Source organism: Solibacillus sp. NPDC093137 (assembly GCF_050280445.1).
Taxonomy (GTDB): Bacteria; Bacillota; Bacilli; order Bacillales_A; family Planococcaceae; genus Solibacillus; species Solibacillus isronensis_B.
Map to the genome: position 1 here is coordinate 473785 of NZ_JBNNVH010000001.1, position 19453 is coordinate 493237.

22 protein-coding genes are annotated in these 19453 nt (G+C 39.1%); 16 read left to right on the forward strand and 6 right to left on the reverse strand.

The features are described 5' to 3' along the window. Positions 1–278 precede the first annotated feature (278 nt). From ACQKN3_RS02335 to ACQKN3_RS02405, 15 genes are all read left to right on the forward strand, one after another. A complete protein-coding gene (locus tag ACQKN3_RS02335; RefSeq protein ID WP_427709083.1) occupies positions 279–1106 on the forward strand; it encodes a phosphate ABC transporter substrate-binding protein in 828 nt (275 codons plus the stop codon). Positions 1107–1127: 21 nt separating this feature from the next. Beyond that, positions 1128–2042: a phosphate ABC transporter permease subunit PstC gene (pstC, locus tag ACQKN3_RS02340; RefSeq protein WP_251686966.1), complete on the forward strand. Its 915-nt coding sequence runs from the start codon at positions 1128–1130 to the stop codon at positions 2040–2042. A 1-nt stretch (position 2043) separates the two neighbouring features. Beyond that, positions 2044–2868 (forward strand): phosphate ABC transporter permease PstA, encoded by an 825-nt coding sequence (gene pstA / locus ACQKN3_RS02345; RefSeq protein WP_079527682.1) that lies wholly within the window; start codon positions 2044–2046, stop codon positions 2866–2868. 16 nt (positions 2869–2884) lie between these two features. Next, positions 2885–3697 carry a phosphate ABC transporter ATP-binding protein PstB gene (gene pstB / locus ACQKN3_RS02350; protein ID WP_427709086.1) on the forward strand — a complete coding sequence of 271 codons (813 nt, stop codon included), beginning with the start codon at positions 2885–2887 and terminating at the stop codon, positions 3695–3697. Positions 3698–3712: 15 nt separating this feature from the next. Further along, positions 3713–4366, forward strand: coding sequence for a phosphate signaling complex protein PhoU (gene phoU / locus ACQKN3_RS02355; RefSeq protein WP_251686970.1), 654 nt, complete (start codon positions 3713–3715; stop codon positions 4364–4366). Between the two features lie 238 nt (positions 4367–4604). Continuing rightward, complete coding sequence (locus tag ACQKN3_RS02360) at positions 4605–5315, forward strand: response regulator transcription factor (protein ID WP_427709088.1); 711 nt, start codon at positions 4605–4607, stop codon at positions 5313–5315. Between the two features lie 130 nt (positions 5316–5445). Then, positions 5446–5628: a hypothetical protein gene (locus ACQKN3_RS02365; RefSeq protein WP_251686974.1), complete on the forward strand. Its 183-nt coding sequence runs from the start codon at positions 5446–5448 to the stop codon at positions 5626–5628. Positions 5629–5831: 203 nt separating this feature from the next. Then, complete coding sequence (locus ACQKN3_RS02370) at positions 5832–6575, forward strand: SDR family NAD(P)-dependent oxidoreductase (RefSeq protein ID WP_427709090.1); 744 nt, start codon at positions 5832–5834, stop codon at positions 6573–6575. Positions 6576–6692: 117 nt separating this feature from the next. Further along, positions 6693–7169: an RNA polymerase sigma factor gene (locus ACQKN3_RS02375; RefSeq protein WP_427709092.1), complete on the forward strand. Its 477-nt coding sequence runs from the start codon at positions 6693–6695 to the stop codon at positions 7167–7169. Beyond that, positions 7162–8049, forward strand: coding sequence for a signal recognition particle (locus ACQKN3_RS02380; protein WP_251686978.1), 888 nt, complete (start codon positions 7162–7164; stop codon positions 8047–8049). The genes ACQKN3_RS02375 and ACQKN3_RS02380 overlap by 8 nt, the downstream gene beginning before the upstream one ends. Positions 8050–8185: 136 nt before the next feature. Then, entirely contained in the window at positions 8186–9445 is a 1260-nt protein-coding gene (gene kynU / locus ACQKN3_RS02385; protein WP_427709095.1) for a kynureninase, read from the forward strand. An 11-nt stretch (positions 9446–9456) separates the two neighbouring features. Next, positions 9457–10314, forward strand: coding sequence for a tryptophan 2,3-dioxygenase (gene kynA, locus ACQKN3_RS02390; RefSeq protein ID WP_251686981.1), 858 nt, complete (start codon positions 9457–9459; stop codon positions 10312–10314). Between the two features lie 32 nt (positions 10315–10346). Continuing rightward, positions 10347–11693, forward strand: coding sequence for a sodium-dependent transporter (locus ACQKN3_RS02395; protein ID WP_251686983.1), 1347 nt, complete (start codon positions 10347–10349; stop codon positions 11691–11693). A gap of 10 nt (positions 11694–11703) precedes the next feature. Further along, complete coding sequence (gene kynB / locus ACQKN3_RS02400) at positions 11704–12333, forward strand: arylformamidase (protein WP_427709098.1); 630 nt, start codon at positions 11704–11706, stop codon at positions 12331–12333. A 154-nt stretch (positions 12334–12487) separates the two neighbouring features. Continuing rightward, positions 12488–13969: a methyl-accepting chemotaxis protein gene (locus ACQKN3_RS02405; protein WP_251686987.1), complete on the forward strand. Its 1482-nt coding sequence runs from the start codon at positions 12488–12490 to the stop codon at positions 13967–13969. Positions 13970–14027: 58 nt separating this feature from the next. On the opposite strand, the gene ACQKN3_RS02410 is transcribed toward ACQKN3_RS02405, so the two are convergent. Next, positions 14028–14477, reverse strand: coding sequence for a cAMP-binding protein (locus ACQKN3_RS02410; protein ID WP_427709100.1), 450 nt, complete (start codon positions 14475–14477; stop codon positions 14028–14030). 14 nt (positions 14478–14491) lie between these two features. Then, entirely contained in the window at positions 14492–15124 is a 633-nt protein-coding gene (locus ACQKN3_RS02415) for a heat-shock protein (RefSeq protein ID WP_427709102.1), read from the reverse strand. A 229-nt stretch (positions 15125–15353) separates the two neighbouring features. Between ACQKN3_RS02415 and ACQKN3_RS02420 the strand changes: the two genes are divergently transcribed. Then, positions 15354–16094: a class I SAM-dependent methyltransferase gene (locus ACQKN3_RS02420; RefSeq protein WP_427709104.1), complete on the forward strand. Its 741-nt coding sequence runs from the start codon at positions 15354–15356 to the stop codon at positions 16092–16094. 55 nt (positions 16095–16149) lie between these two features. On the opposite strand, the gene ACQKN3_RS02425 is transcribed toward ACQKN3_RS02420, so the two are convergent. The 4 genes from ACQKN3_RS02425 to ACQKN3_RS02440 all read right to left on the reverse strand — a co-directional run bounded on the left by ACQKN3_RS02425 (position 16150) and on the right by ACQKN3_RS02440 (position 19391). Next, positions 16150–16716: a PepSY domain-containing protein gene (locus tag ACQKN3_RS02425; protein ID WP_251686995.1), complete on the reverse strand. Its 567-nt coding sequence runs from the start codon at positions 16714–16716 to the stop codon at positions 16150–16152. 90 nt (positions 16717–16806) lie between these two features. After that, positions 16807–17355, reverse strand: a complete 549-nt coding sequence (locus ACQKN3_RS02430; RefSeq protein ID WP_427709106.1) for a PepSY domain-containing protein — start codon at positions 17353–17355, stop codon at positions 16807–16809. Continuing rightward, a complete protein-coding gene (locus ACQKN3_RS02435) occupies positions 17345–18697 on the reverse strand; it encodes a sensor histidine kinase (protein ID WP_427709108.1) in 1353 nt (450 codons plus the stop codon). The genes ACQKN3_RS02430 and ACQKN3_RS02435 overlap by 11 nt, the downstream gene beginning before the upstream one ends. Beyond that, on the reverse strand, positions 18687–19391 hold the full coding sequence (locus tag ACQKN3_RS02440) for a response regulator transcription factor (RefSeq protein WP_427709110.1): 705 nt from the start codon (positions 19389–19391) through the stop codon (positions 18687–18689). The genes ACQKN3_RS02435 and ACQKN3_RS02440 overlap by 11 nt, the downstream gene beginning before the upstream one ends. Positions 19392–19453 lie beyond the last annotated feature (62 nt).

A 19453-nucleotide genomic window follows, 5' to 3' on the forward strand; every position in this document is an offset into this window, starting at 1 on the left:
AAGATTTGAACATAATATCGACATATTTCCTTTTCCTTTATAAATTAATTATTTAAATCCTCATAATAATTCCCTCTAACTTGTTAAAAAATCTCATAAATATTTACAATTCAGCCCTATTATTTTAAATTTTCAGATTTAATTGAATAATTCTACATAATAAAAAGACCGTTTCTTCATAATTTACATAAGGTTTACATGTTTAATACATGATATTAATTTTATGAATGTATTGTTAAAGCAGGTAGAAAACATTCATGTTGATGGAGGATTGAAGTATGTTGAAAAAAACACGTTACTTCATTGGGTTAACAATTCTAATGGTAGTATTAGCAGCTTGCAGTAATGAAGATTCTACGGAGTCCTCTTCTGGCGGAGACTTAGTAACGATTTCAGGTTCTACATCAGTTGGACCTTTAGCAGAGAAATTAGCAGCAAAATATGAAGAAACAGAAGACGTTAAAATTGAAATAAATCAAATCGGTTCATCAGCAGGGATTACAAATGCGATCAACGATGTCTCACAAATCGGGATGTCGTCTCGTGATCTTAAGCAGGAAGAAATCGATTCCGGTATTCAAGAGTTGGTTATTGCTTATGATGGGATTGTAGTTGTTGCACATCCATCAAACCCAGTTAAAGATTTAACGATGGAACAAGTAAAACAAATCTTCACAGGGGAAATCACTAACTGGAAAGAAGTTGGCGGAAAAGATATGGAAATCGTCGTTGTTTCACGTGAGGACGGATCTGGTTCACGTGATGCATTCCAGGAAATCGTCGGCTATGAATCTGGACAACTGATTCGTAATGCAATCGTAGCAAGCGGAAACGGAAATATTAAAACAACGGTTGCGATGAACAAACATGCGATAGGATTCATCTCATTCGAATATATCGATGAAACAGTTTCAGCGATGGACATTAATGGCGTTAAGGCAGAAGCGGGCAATGTATTGGATGGCAACTATAAATTATCTCGTCCATTCCTATTTGTTTATAAAGAGAGCGTTCCGGAAGCAGCATCAAAGTTTATGGAATTCATTTTAACTGCTGATGGACAAAAGATTGTGGAAGAAGCAGGAGCGATTCCATTAACGAAATAATTAGTGCTGGAGGATAAATTTGTGAACACACAAAACAGAAACGAAGTAGAACAGCAAATAAGCAAAGGCAATAAGCGAAAATACTTTTTAGAAAGCTTATCATCGAAACTATTTTTAGCATGTGCGCTTCTTTCAGTAGTGAGCTTACTACTAATTGTAGGATTCGTATTTTATAAAGGGGCAAACCCATTCGTAACAGGCGGCTATAGCTTCTTCGACTTCCTTTTTGGCAGTGATTGGGTACCATCAGAAGATAAATTCGGTATTTTCCCGATGATTGTTGCATCGATTTACGCAACGATCGGAGCACTTGTAATCGGGGTACCAATCGGATTATTAACAGCGATATTCTTGGCGGAGATTGCACCGAAATCCGTAGCTAAAATCGTATCTCCGGCAATTCAGCTATTGGCCGGTATTCCATCAGTATTATACGGGGTATTCGGTTTAGCGATTATCGTTCCATTTTTACAGGACAATCTTGGATTAGCACGCGGACAAAGTTTAATCGCGGTCATTTTAGTATTGGCGATTATGATGTTACCGACAATTGTAACAGTTGCTGAAACAGCGATTCGTGCAGTGCCGAAAACATATCGAGAAGGTTCACTTGCTTTAGGTGTTTCGCAAATCGGGACAATCTTTAAAGTTGTTGTACCGGCTGCGAAGTCAGGTATTATGGCAGCAATCGTTCTTGGATTAGGCCGTGCATTGGGTGAAACGATGGCCGTCATTTTAGTTGCAGGTAACTCACTTATTATCCCGACAAGCCTGACAGACAGTGTACGTCCATTGACGACAAATATTGCACTTGAAATGGGCTATGCAGCAGGAACACATCAGGAAATGCTGTTTGCAACAGGGATTGTGTTATTCTCATTCATCTTAATTTTAAACTTTGTATTAGCACGTATTACAGCGAAGGGAGCTCAGTAACATGCGACAATTTAAAGATAATATGTTTCGCGGCTTACTTTGGGGTTCCGCATTCGTATCAGTAGCCGTATTAGTTGTAATCGTTGGCTATATTTTCTATAAAGGTTTTTCATATATCAGTTTTGATTTCATATTCGGTGATTATTCGCCAACAGGTGGCGGCGGAATATTCCCGATGATCGTTACAACGATTTTAACGATTGTCATTTCACTTTTAATCGCAACACCAATCGGAATTTTAGCAGCTGTTTATTTACGCGAGTATGCAAAACAAGGACGACTTGTACGCATCATTCGTTATGCGACTGAAAGTTTAACAGGGATTCCATCGATTATTTATGGTCTATTCGGTGCCGTGTTCTTCGTTGTGATTTTAAAACTGGGAATGTCGATTATTTCAGCATCCTTAACATTAACGATTATCGTATTACCGGTGATTATTCGTACGACAGAAGAAGCATTAAAAACAGTGCCGGCAACATATCGTGAAGGTTCACTGGCATTAGGTACTACAAAATTACAAACATTAATTAAAGTTATTTTGCCAAGTGCAATGCCTGGAATTTTATCAGGAATCATCTTATCAATCGGCCGTATTGTCGGTGAATCGGCAGCGATCTTCCTGACTGCAGGGACAGTAGCGGCAATGCCATCAAGTATTTTCTCGTCTGCCCGTACACTGACGGTTCACTCGTATTTAGTAACACAGGAAGCCGGCGATATCGGACTTGCAGCAGCAATCGGAATTGTTTTAATCGTCATTATATTAGTATTGAATTTAACGGCAACATATATCTCGAAAAAACTAAACAAAGCGGACTATTAAAAGGAGCGAAACCTATATGACTATGACTATTTCTGAAGCATCAATTTTTAAATCAACGACGACTTCTACAGGCGCTTTACCAACAAAAATTAAAGTAAATGATTTAAACTTGTTTTATGGTGAAAAGCAAGCGTTGTTCAATGTAAATCTGGACATTAAAGAAAAAGAAGTAACGGCATTAATCGGTCCTTCAGGCTGCGGTAAATCAACATTTTTACGCACATTAAACCGCATGAATGATCTAATCGACGGTGTACGCGTAATCGGGAATATTCATATTGATGGTGAAAATGTATATGAAACAAGCGATGTCATCAAGCTCCGTACAAGAGTCGGGATGGTATTCCAAAAGTCGAATCTGTTCCCAATGAGCATCTATGACAATGTTGCCTATGGTCCACGTATGCAGGGGATTAAAAGCAAAAAGCTCCTAAATGAAATTGTAGAAGAGTCTCTACGCGGTGCAGCAATTTGGGATGAAGTAAAAGATCGTCTAAAATCATCAGCATTAGGCCTTTCTGGTGGTCAGCAACAACGTATTTGTATCGCACGTGCAATCGCAATGAAGCCGGATGTTATTTTAATGGATGAGCCGACTTCGGCACTTGACCCGATTTCTACATTGAAAGTAGAAGAACTAATTACACAAATGAAAAAAGACTATACAATTGTTATTGTAACGCACAACATGCAACAAGCAGCGCGTATTAGCGATAAGACGGCATTCTTCTTAAATGGGGAAGTCATTGAATATGATGATACGAATGTTATTTTTTCAACACCAAAAGATGAGCGTACAGAAGATTACGTAACAGGACGATTCGGATAAGAGGGGGATTTGGGAATGATTCGCGAAAATTTCGAAAAGAACATGCTTGAACTGCAGGACAAAATGGGTGAAATGGTCGACATGACGGTTGTTGCGATGGAAAAGGCATTCAAAGCCCTTCAGGAGCAGGATATGGTGTTGGCACTGGATGTCATTGAAGAGGACAACTACATTGACGATCTGGAAAATGAAATCAATCAAATGGCGATCTGGCTGATGGCGAAAGAACAGCCGGTAGCCCGCGACATGCGCCGAATTATCAGTGTCATCAAAATGTCGTCCGATATCGAGCGAATTGCCGACTTTGCGGTAAATACAGCAAAAGCAACGATTCGCATCAGCAAAGCCGAAACGATTTTAGACAGAACATCATTAGTTGAAATGAAAGATGTCGCGATGGATATGCTGAAAAAATCAATGAAAGCATTTATCGATGCGGATATCGCATTGGCGAAAGAAGTAGGAGAGCTTGATGATATCGTAGATCGCAATAATCATGAAAACTATGCACTTTTAACTGAGTATTTAAAAGAAAGTCCTCAAGAGATCGAACAAACATTGCAATTGTTGTTCATTAACCGTTTTGTTGAACGAGCAGCGGACCATATTACCAATATGGCGGAGTCAACAGCTTACTTTATTAAAGGGCAGCTATTTGATTTAAATTAACTTCCTTCAGCAGATTTTATGCTTAGGCGAAGCAGTAGGCACAGAGTCTATCTATATATATATAGATGTTAATATAATTTTTGGTCAATTTTCATCGGGTGTTCAAATGCCTGCTGAAAGAAGTTAATGCCTCCGGCGGATGTCACAGATTCGGTAAGGAATACTTTGCGCGAAAGCAAACCGAATCTGGACACAATTACGCCGAGGCGTAATTGATTAGAGAAGCGGGGAATCATTAATGACGAAAAAAATATTAGTCGTTGAAGATGACGAAAATTTAGTGAATTTACTGCATATTTATTTAGTAAAGGACAGCTATGAAGTCCATAGTGTACGAACAGGTAAAGAAGCATTGGCTGCAATCCCAACGTTTGAACCGGATGCGATGCTGCTTGATTGGATGCTTCCGGATATGGAAGGAATCGAGATTTGCCGTCAAGTCCGCTTCGAGCATGATTTTCCGATTATCATGATTAGTGCGCGAACGGATGAATTGGATATTGTACTGGCGCTTGAAATGGGGGCGACAGAGTATATCCGAAAACCGTTTGGATTCCGAGAAATGCTGACACGCTTAAGGATTCATTTAAAACGCTACGAAAGAGAAATACAGCAGCAAGAGCGTGTTTCCCAAATGTTGATTGGTCCGTTTCGAGTAGATTTAATCATGTTCAAAGTGTATAAAGACGAAGTGGAAATTCCTTTGACAAAGCGCGAGTTTAAATTGCTGCTTCATTTGCTGGAGCAGCCGGGCAATATTAAATCGCGTGAAGAAATTATTGATATACTGGACTTTACAAAAGGGGATCGCCGTACAGTCGATGTACATATACGCAGGCTTCGGGAAAAAATTGAAGAAGAACCGAGCTCACCGAAGTGGATTAAAACAAAAAGCGGGTTAGGGTATTATTTCAACCTTTCATCACAGGAAGTGACGTACAGTTCATAAATTAGAAAACATTTTGGAGCGAGTGAAAGTTTCAAGATGTTTTTTTATGAGGTTATTTACATCATTTCTTTTACAAATGGAACGGCAACGGATTATACTTAGAAAAGTAGATTGATGAGGAGGTCTGAATATGTCTGAACAAAATGAAAAAAAGAAATTAAGCCTGCAGGAATTAGTGAAGCAACAGCTGGAAGCGAAGAAAAATAATGCAGCTGGCAACAAAGGTAATTTAAAAGGTGATACATCAACGAAAAAGATGAAGAGTCAACAATCAAAGAAAACGAGCAATACCCGTCGTAAAATGGGTGTGTAATGCACTGAAAGGGACCGAAGCAAACGAAAAGTTGCTTCGGTCTCTTTTATTTGAAAAAGTTACAGGTAATTATCTTTAATTCAAGACTCTCTATTTGAAGATATTTTAATTGTATTGTATTATTAATTTGTAATAAAGAGCACATAATAACATACGTACTGGTTTTATTAGAATAGATTTTATTTCGAAAGGGGCAATTTTAAATGGGTAAATTAGATGGAAAAGTAGCAATTATTACAGGTTCTGCACAAGGAATGGGGGCAATGCATGCTCGGAAATTCGTGGAAGAAGGTGCCAAAGTAGCGATTACAGATATAAATTTGGACGGTGCGAAACAACTGGCCGATGAATTAGGTGAAAATGCAATCGCGCTTAAATTAGATGTTTCAAGTGAAGACAACTGGATTGAAGTAGTCGCTAAAACAGAAGAAACTTTTGGCCCAATCAATGTTTTGGTTAATAATGCCGGAATCGGTATTTTCAAACCATTGGAAGAACTTACAGTGAAAGATTTTGAACTGACATTTAAAATAGATGAGCTTGGTGTCTTCCTGGGGATGCAAAAAGTTCTTCCTTCAATGAAGAAGGCTGGTATTGGTTCAATTGTAAACATTTCGTCCGTTGATGGTTTAGTAAGTGCTCCTACTGCAATAGCTTATAGTGCTTCAAAACATGCAGTAACTGGTATGACAAAAGGTGCTGCAACTGAATTGGGGCAATATAATATTCGTGTCAATTCGGTTCACCCGGGTATTATAAAAACACCAATGGCCGATCAGCCAGATGTTGAAGAATATTTAAAACAACTTGAACAAGACATTCCATTAAGAAGAAGAGCAGAAGTAGTAGAAGTATCAAATTTAGTTGTATATCTTGCTTCTGATGATTCAAGCTATTCAACAGGTGCTCAATTCGTAGTCGATGGCGGTATGATTTCAGATTTATAAGTAATAGAATAGAATGATTAGCCCTAACATGTAAATGTTGGGGTTTTTTATATTATTATGTAAAAGTGATTCCAAATCATTCGCTAATCGTCTTTAAGAAGGAAGGAGGCTGATAGAGTGAGACGGGAAATTTTTGAAGCGCATTACGACGCTGTTTATAAATATATACGCTATTTAACGAATGATACAGACTTAACACATGATCTACTGCAAGAAACCTTTTACCGCTTTTATCAGAAAAATTATACTGAACATGAACGGACTTATTTATTAAAAATCGCCAGAAATCTTGTATACGATCATTATCGAAGGAAAAAGATTATTGGTTTTTTTCAGTTGAAAACGGAACCCGTTGCAGTGGACGATTTGCCGGAAGCAGTAGTCGAGCGAAATGCGGAAAATGAAAATCTGTATGCCGCCCTCCAGCAAATTAAATGGAATTATCGTGAAGTGATTGTGCTGCGATACATAGAAGAGTACTCGGTAAAAGAGACGGCAATGATCTTAAGCTGCAGTGAAGTGAAGGTGAAGAATAATACGTCGCGCGGTTTAAAAGCATTACGGGAACTGTTAGGAGGGAAAGAGGATGTTTGATGACGAAAAGTTAAGTCAGCTCAAAAAGGTTCAAGTCGATCCGGAAAAAAAGCAAGAGGACTTCAATAAAATTCAGCAGCGACTCAACAATAAATCTTTTAACTGGCAAATCCCTGCAGTAATGATAGCGATTGCGTGTATTACGATGTTTTTGGTTGGTACATTTCCGATACAGCAGCAAATCACGTCTGACAATATGGATCGTAGCGCATTACAAGCGGTTTATTTTATGCAATGGGAAGGGGATCCGGAGTCCGTCTTTCAAGCTGGTGTGAGAAAGGTGAAAAATGAAGAAACATTAAAAGAGATTGAAACAGCGCTGCAACAGTTTCAGCAAACTGATATTAAAATAGAAGACCCATATATTCAACAAAGCTACAGGCTAAGCTTTAAAAATGATCAGGTGATGCGTATACAGGAATACCCAGGAAGCGAAGTAACGTATTATCGTAATGTAGATACGGGGGAAATATATTTATTAAGTGAAAATTCATTGCAGGAAATTATCAATTTTCATGAACCGGCTGATCGAACATTATCTTTAATTATTGGCATAGTATTCCTGACGTTTGCAATGATTGCGACGAGTAAGGTGAAAAAGAAGATGCGTGACCCGGACGATCCGAAACGGTACATTCCGATGCATTCTACCTATTGGCAAAGCGTCGTGGAAATCCTGACATTATTAATCCTAATCTTACTTATTTTCGCACCACAACTACATCTGTTTGTGCTCATCTCGTTTTTGTTGCTGACAGCACTTATTAATATCCTATTAGAAGTAAAGCATGGCAAAAATAAATGGCGCATATTCCAGTTTGTATTGGTGAAAGTATATGCAGGTGTTTATATTTATATATTTTTATGGCCTTTAATTTAAGTGCAACCAGATTAGGACAGAAGTAGCGATTTTGGACTATTTTCCAGGTTCTTAAGTATTTTTATCTTTCGGAATACTTTGACAACCTATTCTCTCCCCCGTACGATATTAATAAGTTACTAGAAGGGGTGGAAGCATGACAACGATTGAAAAAGCAAGACAACTTGACGAATTGGATGGACTGCAGAAATATGCAGATGAGTTTTATAAAAAAGAAGGACAGATATACTTGGACGGCAATTCGCTCGGGTTGCTGTCTAAGCGGGCGGAACAGTCGGTGCATACACTGCTTAACTCGTGGAAAGATTACGGGATTGACGGTTGGACAAATGGGGAGCATCCTTGGTTTTATTTCTCCGAAAAGCTTTCGGCGATGTGCGCTCCTTTAATAGGTGCCAAAAGTGAAGAAGTAATGCTGACTGGTTCGACAACAACGAATTTGCACCAGCTGTTGGCTACGTTTTTCAAACCGACTGCGGCACGCTATAAAATTTTGGCAGATGAACTGAACTTCCCGTCGGACTTGTATGCGATTGCCAGTCAAATTGCTTTGCACAATTTGCCGGAAAGCAGTATGCAGCTGGTGAAAAGTGAAGACGGGCAAACAATTACGACAGAAGCCATCATCGAAGCGATGACAGATGATGTGGCGGTTGCGGTTTTGCCTGCTGTCTTATACCGGAGTGGCCAAGTGTTGGATCTGCAGGCGATTACGGAAGCAGCACAGGAACGCGGCATATTGGTCGGATTTGATCTATGCCATTCGATCGGTTCCGTTCCGCATCATCTTCATGAAATCGGTGCGGACTTTGCATTTTGGTGCAATTATAAGCATTTGAACGGTGGACCGGGTTCAGTTGCAGGATTGTACGTTCATGAAAAGCATTTTGGAACAGCACCGGGTCTGGCTGGGTGGTTTGGCTCGGCAAAGGAAAAACAGTTTGATCTGGATGTAACAATTACCGCTGCACCGCATGCAGGGGCTTACCAGATCGGTACACCGCATATATTAAGCTTGGCACCGATTGAAGGCGCACTATCACTGTTTGTAGAGGCGGGCATCGAAGCGGTTCGTGAAAAATCACTCGCGTTGACACAATTTATGATGGATTGTATTGAGCAGGAGTTACCAAATACGTTTACATTCGGCAATCCGCTTGATGACACACGTGGCGGCCATCTGTTTTTAGTGCATGACGAGGCGGCAAGAATTTGTAAAACATTAAAAGAGTACGGCGTTGTACCTGATTTCCGTGCACCGAATGGCATCCGCCTGGCACCGGTTGCGCTATATAATTCCTATGAGGAAGTATGGCAATCAGTGCAGATTTTAAAAGAAATTATTACAAACAAAACTTATGAGAAGCACGAAAATAAACGAGACATCATTGCATAAGGGGTGGTTTAGTGGATAAACGTTCAATTTCGGATTTGCAGCACAAGCTAAAGGATGAAAAGGGGATTCATACGGATTTCCGTGAAGAAATGACGTACAGCGATTATTTGAGTCTGGCCCCTCTTTTAAACAGTCAAAATCGTCTTTCCGACCATCATGATGAGATGCTGTTTATTATTATTCACCAGGTGAGTGAGCTGTGGATGAAGCTCATCATCCACGAAATGCGCGGTGCGATACAAGCGATTGAAAAAGGTGAAATGCAGCCAGCATTTAAAATGCTCGCACGCGTATCGAAAATCCAAATGCAGATTATTCAGGCGTGGGATGTATTAGCAACGATGACTCCGGCGGAATATTTGGAGTTTCGGGATGAGCTGGGGAAAGCATCGGGGTTCCAAAGCTATCAGTATCGCTTAATCGAATTTGCACTTGGCTATAAAACACCATATATACTCAAAATCTATGAGAAAGAACCGGACATTCTCGCAGTTCTTAAAGAGGCGTACGATGCGCCGAGTATTTATGATGTAGCGATTCAAGCATTGGCTAAAGCAGGATTGCCAATAACTGAAGCTTTGCTAAATCGTGATTTTTCGGTAGTATATAGTGGTGACGATTCTGTTGCCGCCGCATGGAAGACCGTCTATGAAAATATCGATAAATACTGGGATTTATACCAGCTTGGTGAAAAGCTTGTCGATATTGAAGATTCCTTGCAGCAGTGGCGTTTCCGTCATATGAAAACGGTCGAGCGCATCATTGGCTTTAAAGTGGGCACAGGTGGCTCATCAGGGGTCAATTATTTGCGAAAAGTGCTCGATCACCGCTTTTTCCCGGAACTTTGGGATTTGCGGACAGTACTATAGCTTAGGTTAGACAGATGAGTGGAGTGAGACAGATGGAGAAGAGTAAAGGACAGTGGTCAAGTAAGTTAGGATTTGTATTAGCGTCAGCGGGCGCAGCGATTGGGCTCGGGGCAATTTGGAAAATGCCTTATGTAGCCGGTCAAAGTGGAGGTGGCGCATTCTTCCTGATTTTTGTGCTGCTGACATTAATTATCGGGCTGCCAATGCTTTTATCGGAATATATTATCGGGCGTGCCACACAAAAAGAGGCGGTTACTGCCTATAAAGTATTGGCGCCGAATACGAAGGCTTGGGCTTGGATTGGTAAGCTCGGCATTATTGGCTGTTTCTTATTATTATCGTTTTACAGTGTAGTTGGCGGCTGGATTTTTGTTTACAGCGGAGTTTCGGTTGTGGGAGAAGTTATCGCGCCGACTGTGGAACCAGGGGCATTTTTCGGACAAGTAACAGGTACACCTTGGATTGCTTTACTCGGTTTGGGATTGTTTACATTGGCGAATGTTGTAATCATTGCGCTTGGTGTTCAAAACGGGATTGAAAAGGCAAATAAATTCATGATGCCGTTACTGTTTATTATGTTCTTCGTTTTAGTTGTAAGAGCCGTAACATTGGACGGAGCAATGGAAGGGATTAAGTTTTTCCTGTATCCGGACTTTTCGAACATTACCGGTGAATCAATTTTGTATGCGTTAGGGCAATCATTTTTTGCGCTGGCTGTTGGATTCTCATGTTTAGTTACATATAGTTCTTATTTAAAGAAAGATGTGAGCTTACCGAATTCAGCAGGTTCTGTTGTAGGATTAAGTATTTTCGTATCGTTCTTGGCGGGACTGGCGATTTTCCCGGTTGTTTTTGCCTTTGATATGGAAGTGGCGAGCGGACCACCATTATTGTTCATGGTATTGCCTGCAGCGTTCTCGCAAATGCCGTTTGGTGAACTGTTTTTAGCGCTATTCTTAATTCTGTTTTTATTTGCAACATTAACGTCAGCGTTTAGTATGTATGAAATTATCGTTGCTGCCATTATTGAAAAATGGAAAATTAGCCGTGCAAAAATTACAATCATCATCGGTATCTTTGTATTTATCGCTTCGATTCCTTCGACATTAACGTACAGTACATTAGGTGATGTTTCGATTTTTGGACGCAATATTTTTGATTTCACCGACTTTTTAGTTTCGAATATAATTTTACCGGTCGGCAACTTGCTAATCGCGATTTTTATAATGCATATTATGGATAAAAATCTTGTGAAAAGCGAGCTGTTGCAAGGAAGTAAAATGGGTGAAGGCTTTTATAAAACATATCGCTTTTTAATGACCTTCGTTGTACCGACAGTCATTGTCGTGGTTCTTGCATATTTAGTCATTCAATATTAGGGGTGAAGCCATGTGGATTGATATTACACAGACGATGAAAAATGGGATGCCGAACTGGCCGGGGGATACACCGTTTTCTTTTGAAGTCGGGTTTACGAAACAACAGACGGGCTCGGTCAATATCGGGCGAATCACGACTTCGCTGCACACGGGTACACATGCAGATGCACCGTTTCATTTTAACAGTGAAGCTGAGACAATCGAGCAATTGGATGTAAATGTGTATATCGGTGACTGCGTGATTGTGGATTGTATTGGGCAGGAAGTCATTACAGCTCAATCTTTGGCATCGATGGATTTCCATAGTGTAAAGCGTGTACTATTTAAAACAGTGGAACAGCTCGGTGAAGAATTTCCGGGAACCATTCCCGTAATTTCTCCTGATGTCGTGCCATTTTTAAAAGAGCGCGGTGTAATATTGCTTGGCATTGACAATCCTTCCGTTGATCCGTTGGACAGCAAGGAAGTATTGGCACATCATAAGTTGTACGAACATGGCATTCATATTCTGGAAGGGCTCGATTTAAGGCAAGTTCAGCAAGGTCTTTATGAACTGATCGCACTGCCGCTAAAAATAGCAGGTGCTGACGGTGCACCTGTTCGTGCGGTCGTTCGTAAAAAAGTTGATTCAGCAGAATAATGATGAGAAGCTCACGATTAAATATTCGTGAGCTCTTTTTTTGAAAATTTTCCCTTCTCAATACAAAAGTCCATTGTATTGTATAAAAAAGGGTTGTAATATATACCTATAAACTATTATGGAAATAATCAATTGTTCCTAGGAGGAAAACAGCTTGAAGAAACGCAACGGAAAAGTTAATTGGATTCATCAACTCAATCTAATTATTACGATAGTATTGGCAATTTTAATTGTTTCACCGCTTGTTATTGCAAATGGTTTTAGTAATTCAATCCCTTATGTGATTGCAGGGGGCGGTGTCATTTTATTATCGTCGGCCAATTATTTCCTGAATATATCCAACTTCGCTAAAGGTTTAATTTTTGTACTGATACCAGCATTTGTCGTATTTTTATTATTTTACCTGGATGGATATTCTATAAATAAACATTACATGCTGCTTGTAACATTTATTATGTGTGCAATGTATTTTAATGAACGAATGATTAAAATATTTTTACTGATCGCCAGTATTTCTTATATTTTATTATACATAGCAGTACCGGAAAATTTATTAGGGGTAAATGCAAATCTCTCGGTATTTATTACGATTTTTGTAAGTATGACAGGCTGTAACTTTTTGCTTTACCGATTAACACAATGGGGCAACAAATTAATAAAGGATGCTCAGGAAAAAGAGCGGGAAGCGAATGAACTGTTAGAAAATTTATCCTCTATTTTAAATAAAATTGAGGAAGGTTCAAACCAGCTTGCTTCTAGCATTACACATGTAAATGACAATGTTGGTACATTGAATGTAGCGAGCGAGACGATTTTACAGTCTTCGAATCAAATGGCAGCAGCTATTCATAATGAAGCGGGGATGATTCAGCAGATTAATGAACAAATGATTTTATCGCATGATAATATGGTGAAAACGAAGGAGTCCTCTGAATCGACTGTAAAGGATTCGGATGAAGTGCAAGTAGCGATTGAACAGAGCTGGAAACAGGTACATGATGTGACAGCGGATATGGCAACATTAAGTGACTCTATTGATTTAACGACAACGACAATTGACAATATGCAAGAGAGCCTTGCGAATGTCAATAACCTGTTAAATGGTATTAAAGCCATTGCTGATCAAACGAATTTGCTGTCTTTAAATGCCTCAATTGAAGCGGCAAGAGCAGGGGAGCACGGGAAAGGTTTTGCCGTTGTTGCAGAAGAAGTGAAAAAACTGGCGGAAGAGAGTGCGAATATTGCAACGAGTATTACCGTTGTTACTCAGCAGCTGCTTGAACGAGCAACAACTGCCCAGTTAAAAGCATATGAAGGAAAAGAAGCGGTCCATTCAAGTGTTGGCACATTGAACAATATTACTGGTTCATTTGATGGCATTAAGCAATCATTTAATGGTATTCAAGGGAAAATTAATCAAAACATGTCGATTATTTCGTATACGAACGAACTTGTTGAAGAAGTAATGAATCAAATTGAAAATCTGTCCGCTATTTCTGAAGAAAATGCCGCTATGACTGAAGAAATCGCGAGTTCAATACATGAAGAGCATGTCATGATGAAATCAATTGCAGATGCGAGTAATGAACTTCAGCAATTGCAAAGCGAATTGGCGGAAATTACGAAGCGACAATAAGTAGAAACCGCAAACAAAAAGGGAAGCGTCCAAACTTAACGGACACTTCCCTTTTTAGTTATTCTACTTCTATTGCAATACTATCTGTCACATCACCGTTGCTAAAGCGAGCCATACTGGAAATGATATATTTTCCTTTTTCCGTTGGGGCAGTAAAGCGTGCCGATGTGGCAATTTCTTTATAATCGTAATCTTTAATCCATTGTTGTATGGATACACTCGTTACATTCTGACTATATTGAAACTCCAGTTCTTCCCCTGGCTGTACTTTTACGTAAGGGGTATTTCGCGTACTTATAATTTCATGCGGGGCAGCAGTATCCACACACTCTGCTTCACCTGCTGAATGCCAGCAATAGCTTCCTCGAACTGTTTCAATCGTCTGTTCATTCGTTGCTGCTGTTACGTCAGGAATTACCGTCACTTCATTTTGGGCCATAAAATAACGGCCAATTATAACAAGAATTATGATGGCGATAATGAGAAATAAACGATTTACATTTTTCATCCGGATGTTTCACCTCAATGTAATTTATAAGTAGGTTGTTGTTCAAGTTGTTTTCGGATAACGAAATAAATCGCAATAAGTACCGCCAAATACAGGAGAAGTCCAAATGTGGCTAAATAATTGTGATCAACCAACATTCCGATAACGAGAAAAATGAAAGTCACACTGAAAAATCCTAAATAGATTCTTTTCGTAATCGTAAATTTTAATCTGCTGGCGATGATAAATAGAATACTATGTAACACTAAAAGGTAAACCCATTCCCATTGTATGAAAAATTCTATATTAATCAGTATGTTCATTATACAAAAACCAATCGCGGCCAGTATGGCATCTTTAGACTTTTTAAAGTAAAAACCAAGAAATACTAGGACTCCGATTGTAAAGCCGATTGTATAAAATTCAGGAAGAGCCAAATAGAAAATCGAATTAATATCGAGCAAAGCTGAGATTGTTGCCAGTGTAATGACAATTGTTCTTAAGTTGAGCTTTAAAACAAGCACAATAAATAATATAAATAGAGCAAATATGACGAGCGCTAAAGGCAGCTCCAGATTTTCTATGCGTTGAGAAGCGACATAGACTAAATTGGTGATAAAAGCAAATAGTAAAAAGAGTAGGATGCTTTTCGAATCATTGTTTTTCATAAGTTTTCCCCAGTTCCAAAGGATTGTGAAGAAGGCATTAAAACAAAAACTATGCAAATCGCTAAGGAATTTGCATAGTTTTTATAAAAAAGTTGAATTAGTAAAACTAGACATGCCTCTATCTACATCTTACTAAAATTTGAAATATAAGTCTATTTAAAATTTTCCAGCCATGTGATAATGAAGTTGCGCAAAAAAGTCATAACGTTATGGTGAAACGAGGAGAAAAATGAAGCAAAATATTTATGATAATGCCTTATTTTTTAAAGGATATGAAGAAATTCGTAACCGGAAATTCAATTATAATAATTTGCTGGAGCGGCCCAATTTTTTAGTGTTAATGCCGGATTTTAAAGGAAAAATATTGTTAGATTTAGGATGTGGAAAAGGGGAGTTTGCAATTGACTGTGTTTTAAATGGGGCACAGCATGTCGATGCAATCGATATTTCGGATAACATGATTACCGCAGCAAAAGAGCGCTATAGAAGTGATCGTCTCCATTTTCAAAACATTTCAATTGAAGACATTCAATTAGAGGAATCGTATTATCATCTCATTACAAGTGCATTGGCACTACATTATGTGGCAGATTTTGAAGGGGTAATACAAAAGGTAAGTCAAGCATTATGTCCGGAAGGGGTATTCCTATTTTCTATTGAGCATCCAATATCGACTGCAAATAAAGGTGTGGAGCAATGGATTTTGGACGAGACGCGCACAATCTCTCATTTTGCAGTTGCTCGTTACCGGGATGAAGGGAAACGAACACAAAATTGGCTCGTAGATCATGTCGTGATGTATCATCGCACTATAGAAACAATTATTAATACATTAATTATTAATGGGCTGCAAATCGAGAAAATAGTGGAGCCAATGCCGACAGACGAAGCAATCGAATTACTACCAAGTCTACAAAAAGAACAGCATCGCCCTTCTTTTTTAATCGTGAAGGCGAGAAAAACAATATAAAAAATAAAGCGCAGAAATAAATCTGCGCTCCATTTAATTATTGCTTGTTATTCCATTAGTCATTAAAACGGTCATCGTCTAGATCTTCTTCGTACTTAATAATATCTCCAGTTTTTGCATCGATTTCAAAATCGTATTCCATTTTACCGTTACGGATTTCGATTTCATAGATAAGACGGTTATCATCTTCATCCAATTCAATGTCTGTTACTGTTCCTTTTGCTTTTGCTTGAGCAATTTCAATTGCCTGCTTTTCAGTAATGATAGCAGAATTGTTCACTGAATCTGTTGCTTTTACTGTATCGTCTGTTTTTACTGCTTTCACTGTACTAATTTTTTCACGTTCCGTTACTACCGCTTTACCTGTGCCAGCATTCACTTCAACTTCGATTTTTTCATTGTTTTTCACGATGTCGATTTCATAATGTGGTGTGCGGTCATCGCTATCATATTCAAAACCGATAATTTCTCCGTCCAATTGTTTTAACGCGATTTTCTTTGCCTCACCAGCTGAAATACTTGGGTTGTTTTCGGCTTGCGCAAATAAATCAGATTGTGCGAATACAGCACCTCCACCGATTGCTACTAGTAATGCAGGGATTGCTAAAAACTTTTTATTCATATTCACTCGCTCCTTTTCTTGTTTGTAATGTCAGTATAACGAGCGAATATGAAAACGGTCTGAGAGAATTATTAGAAATTGATGAGAAAATTAATCATCATATTTTATCACGATAATTTCACCGGTAATGGCATGTACTTGAACAGTAACATCATCTTCTTGTTCAATCTCCACAAAATAAATGCCACCTTCCGCATTTTTTATAAACTCAACAGAATCGACTTCACCAGGTACTTCCTTTAAAGCAATGTCTACAGCTTGCTCTTTTGAAAGTAACGGCTTTGTAGCATTTTCAGCTGGCTTATTTGCTGTGGCTTGTTCCTCTTTTGATGTTTCCGAATTCGTTTGTACCTCGGATTGTTTATTTTCATTTTTATGAATAAGCTTCAACTCGGTAAATTGCCCTGTTACGGCATTTACATTCACTTCAAAAATCGAACCGTCTTTATTGAAAGAAGCGACAAAATGATCTTTTTCTTTGACCAATGTTTGGACTTCCGCATTATAAATATCTTTAATTTTCAATTCCAGTTCATTCGTGTTCAGTTCATGCGGTGTTGATAATTGCTTGACTGTCAGTGTAATGAAAAATCCGATTAGGATGACAGCGATGCATAGTATAATCCATTTAGCTTTCATGCTGTGCACCTCCTGAAAGTGGAACAATGAGTAAAATGGTCGTTCCTTTTCCTAGTTCGCTGTCGATGGAAACCTCGGCATTTAAACGATTTGCGAGTTCCTTTGCAATCGATAGGCCAATGCCGGTGCCGCCGGTTTTCCGGTTTCGGTCTTTATCAACCCGGTAAAAGCGGTGGAACAAATTCGGAAGATCCTCTTTAGGTATACCAACACCAAAATCCTGAATGGAAATGTGCAAATCATTTTTCACAGAGGCGTGGATTTTAATGACATCATCACTGTATTTTCGTGCATTATCGATAAAGATAAAGAGCAGCTGTTTTAATTTTGCTTCATCTGTTGTAATTTCAACGTCAGGAATGTTAACGAGAATCTCACGATGATAGGCGGTTTTTATACTTTGCACAATCTGCTCGATAAAAGGCTGCAATGCAAATGTCGTCATATTGATCTTCGTCATTTCATTCGTCTTTGCCAGTGCGAGCATTTGTTCAATCATTGCCTTCATGTTGGATGTCTCTTTTAAAATTGCTTCCAATGCTTCTGCCGTAATTTTCGCGTCTTGTGTGCCGCGGCGTTTTAACAGCTTCGTATAGCTTTCGATGACGGTTAATGGTGTTTTCAGTTCATGTGAAGCGTTGCCGACAAATTGCTGCTGTTTGTCATGGGCATCTTCCAACTGTGCCATTAAATGATTGTACGTCGTGGCCATTTGTGCAATTTCATCGTTTGATTGCTTGCGGACCGGGATTTGCTCATAGCTGGACTGCTGAATATTCTTTTCCATCGTAGTCGTCAGTTGCTGAACGGGTTTTACAATCAGTCGAACAAATAGCTGACTCGCCAAATAAATCGGAATGAGTGCAACAAGTGTCATCAGCACTAAGATTATTAGCAGCCGGTTCATATTTTCGGTAATTGTCGGCAATGGCTGGATCAGCTTTGCCTCGGCAATTTCATCATTCGGCAAAATAATAGGCGTAGCAAGCGCGATATGAGGGATATCACGTATTGTTTTTTCCGTGTAATGCTGGGACGGATCAAGTTCATAATCAATTTGTTCGGATGTTTTTTGAAGCCTTTTAATTGTATTACCTGCGCTGTCATGAACGATGATCGCTCCGTCAGTCGGAAGATATGCTCCGAAAATCGAATCGATTCCATCTGTTGTGTCCAGTGCGCTAATGGCAGTCGTTAATTCATTTGCCCGTGCCTGTAATTGTTCAGCCTCTGTTGAAAAGGCAAATTCTTTATACAAATAATAAATACCAGTAAAACTGCCGATTAATATAACCGAAGTCAATAACATGGAAAACAGATTCACTTTCGTATTAAGTTTCATTTGTCGCTTCCTTTAATACATAGCCGACACCGCGAACAGTATGTAGCAGTGACGGTAAATTCAGATTTACCTCTAGTTTTTGACGCAAATATCGTACATATACGTCAACTACATTTGTATCCCCGTAATAGTCAAATCCCCAAACCGCATTCAGCAGCTGCTCACGGGACTGCACAAGTTTCGCGTGCTTCATAAAATGCAGCAGCAAGTCAAACTCACGGGGAGTCAAATCGATTTGCTGTGCTTGTCTTGTGACTTCACGTGTTTGCTCATTTAATGATAAATCCTGAAATGTGTGGACAGTCGAAGTTATTGCTTCAGGAGCAGATTTGTGTGAAAATCGCAACGCCACACGAATTCGTGCAAGCAGTTCATCGAATTCAAAAGGTTTTGTTATATAGTCATTTGCCCCGTAATCAAGCCCTGTCACTTTATCTTCTATATTACTTTTAGCAGTCAATAAAAGGACCGGAACGGTTTCGTTATGTTTGCGAATTCGTTTTAGCACTTCCAAACCGTTCAGCTCCGGAAGCATCACATCAAGCAATATTAAATCATATTCGTCTTCATGAAATTTCAGCAAGCCGTCCGTGCCGGTAGGGGCGATAGTTGTTTCGTAGCCTTCAAATCCCAGTTCCAGCTGTAATACACGTGCAATCTGCTGTTCATCTTCCACAATTAAAATTTTAGACATGCAAACACCTACTTCTATCTGTTTTGTATCCATCGTATTGTAAAAGAGGCGGTATTGGCAAT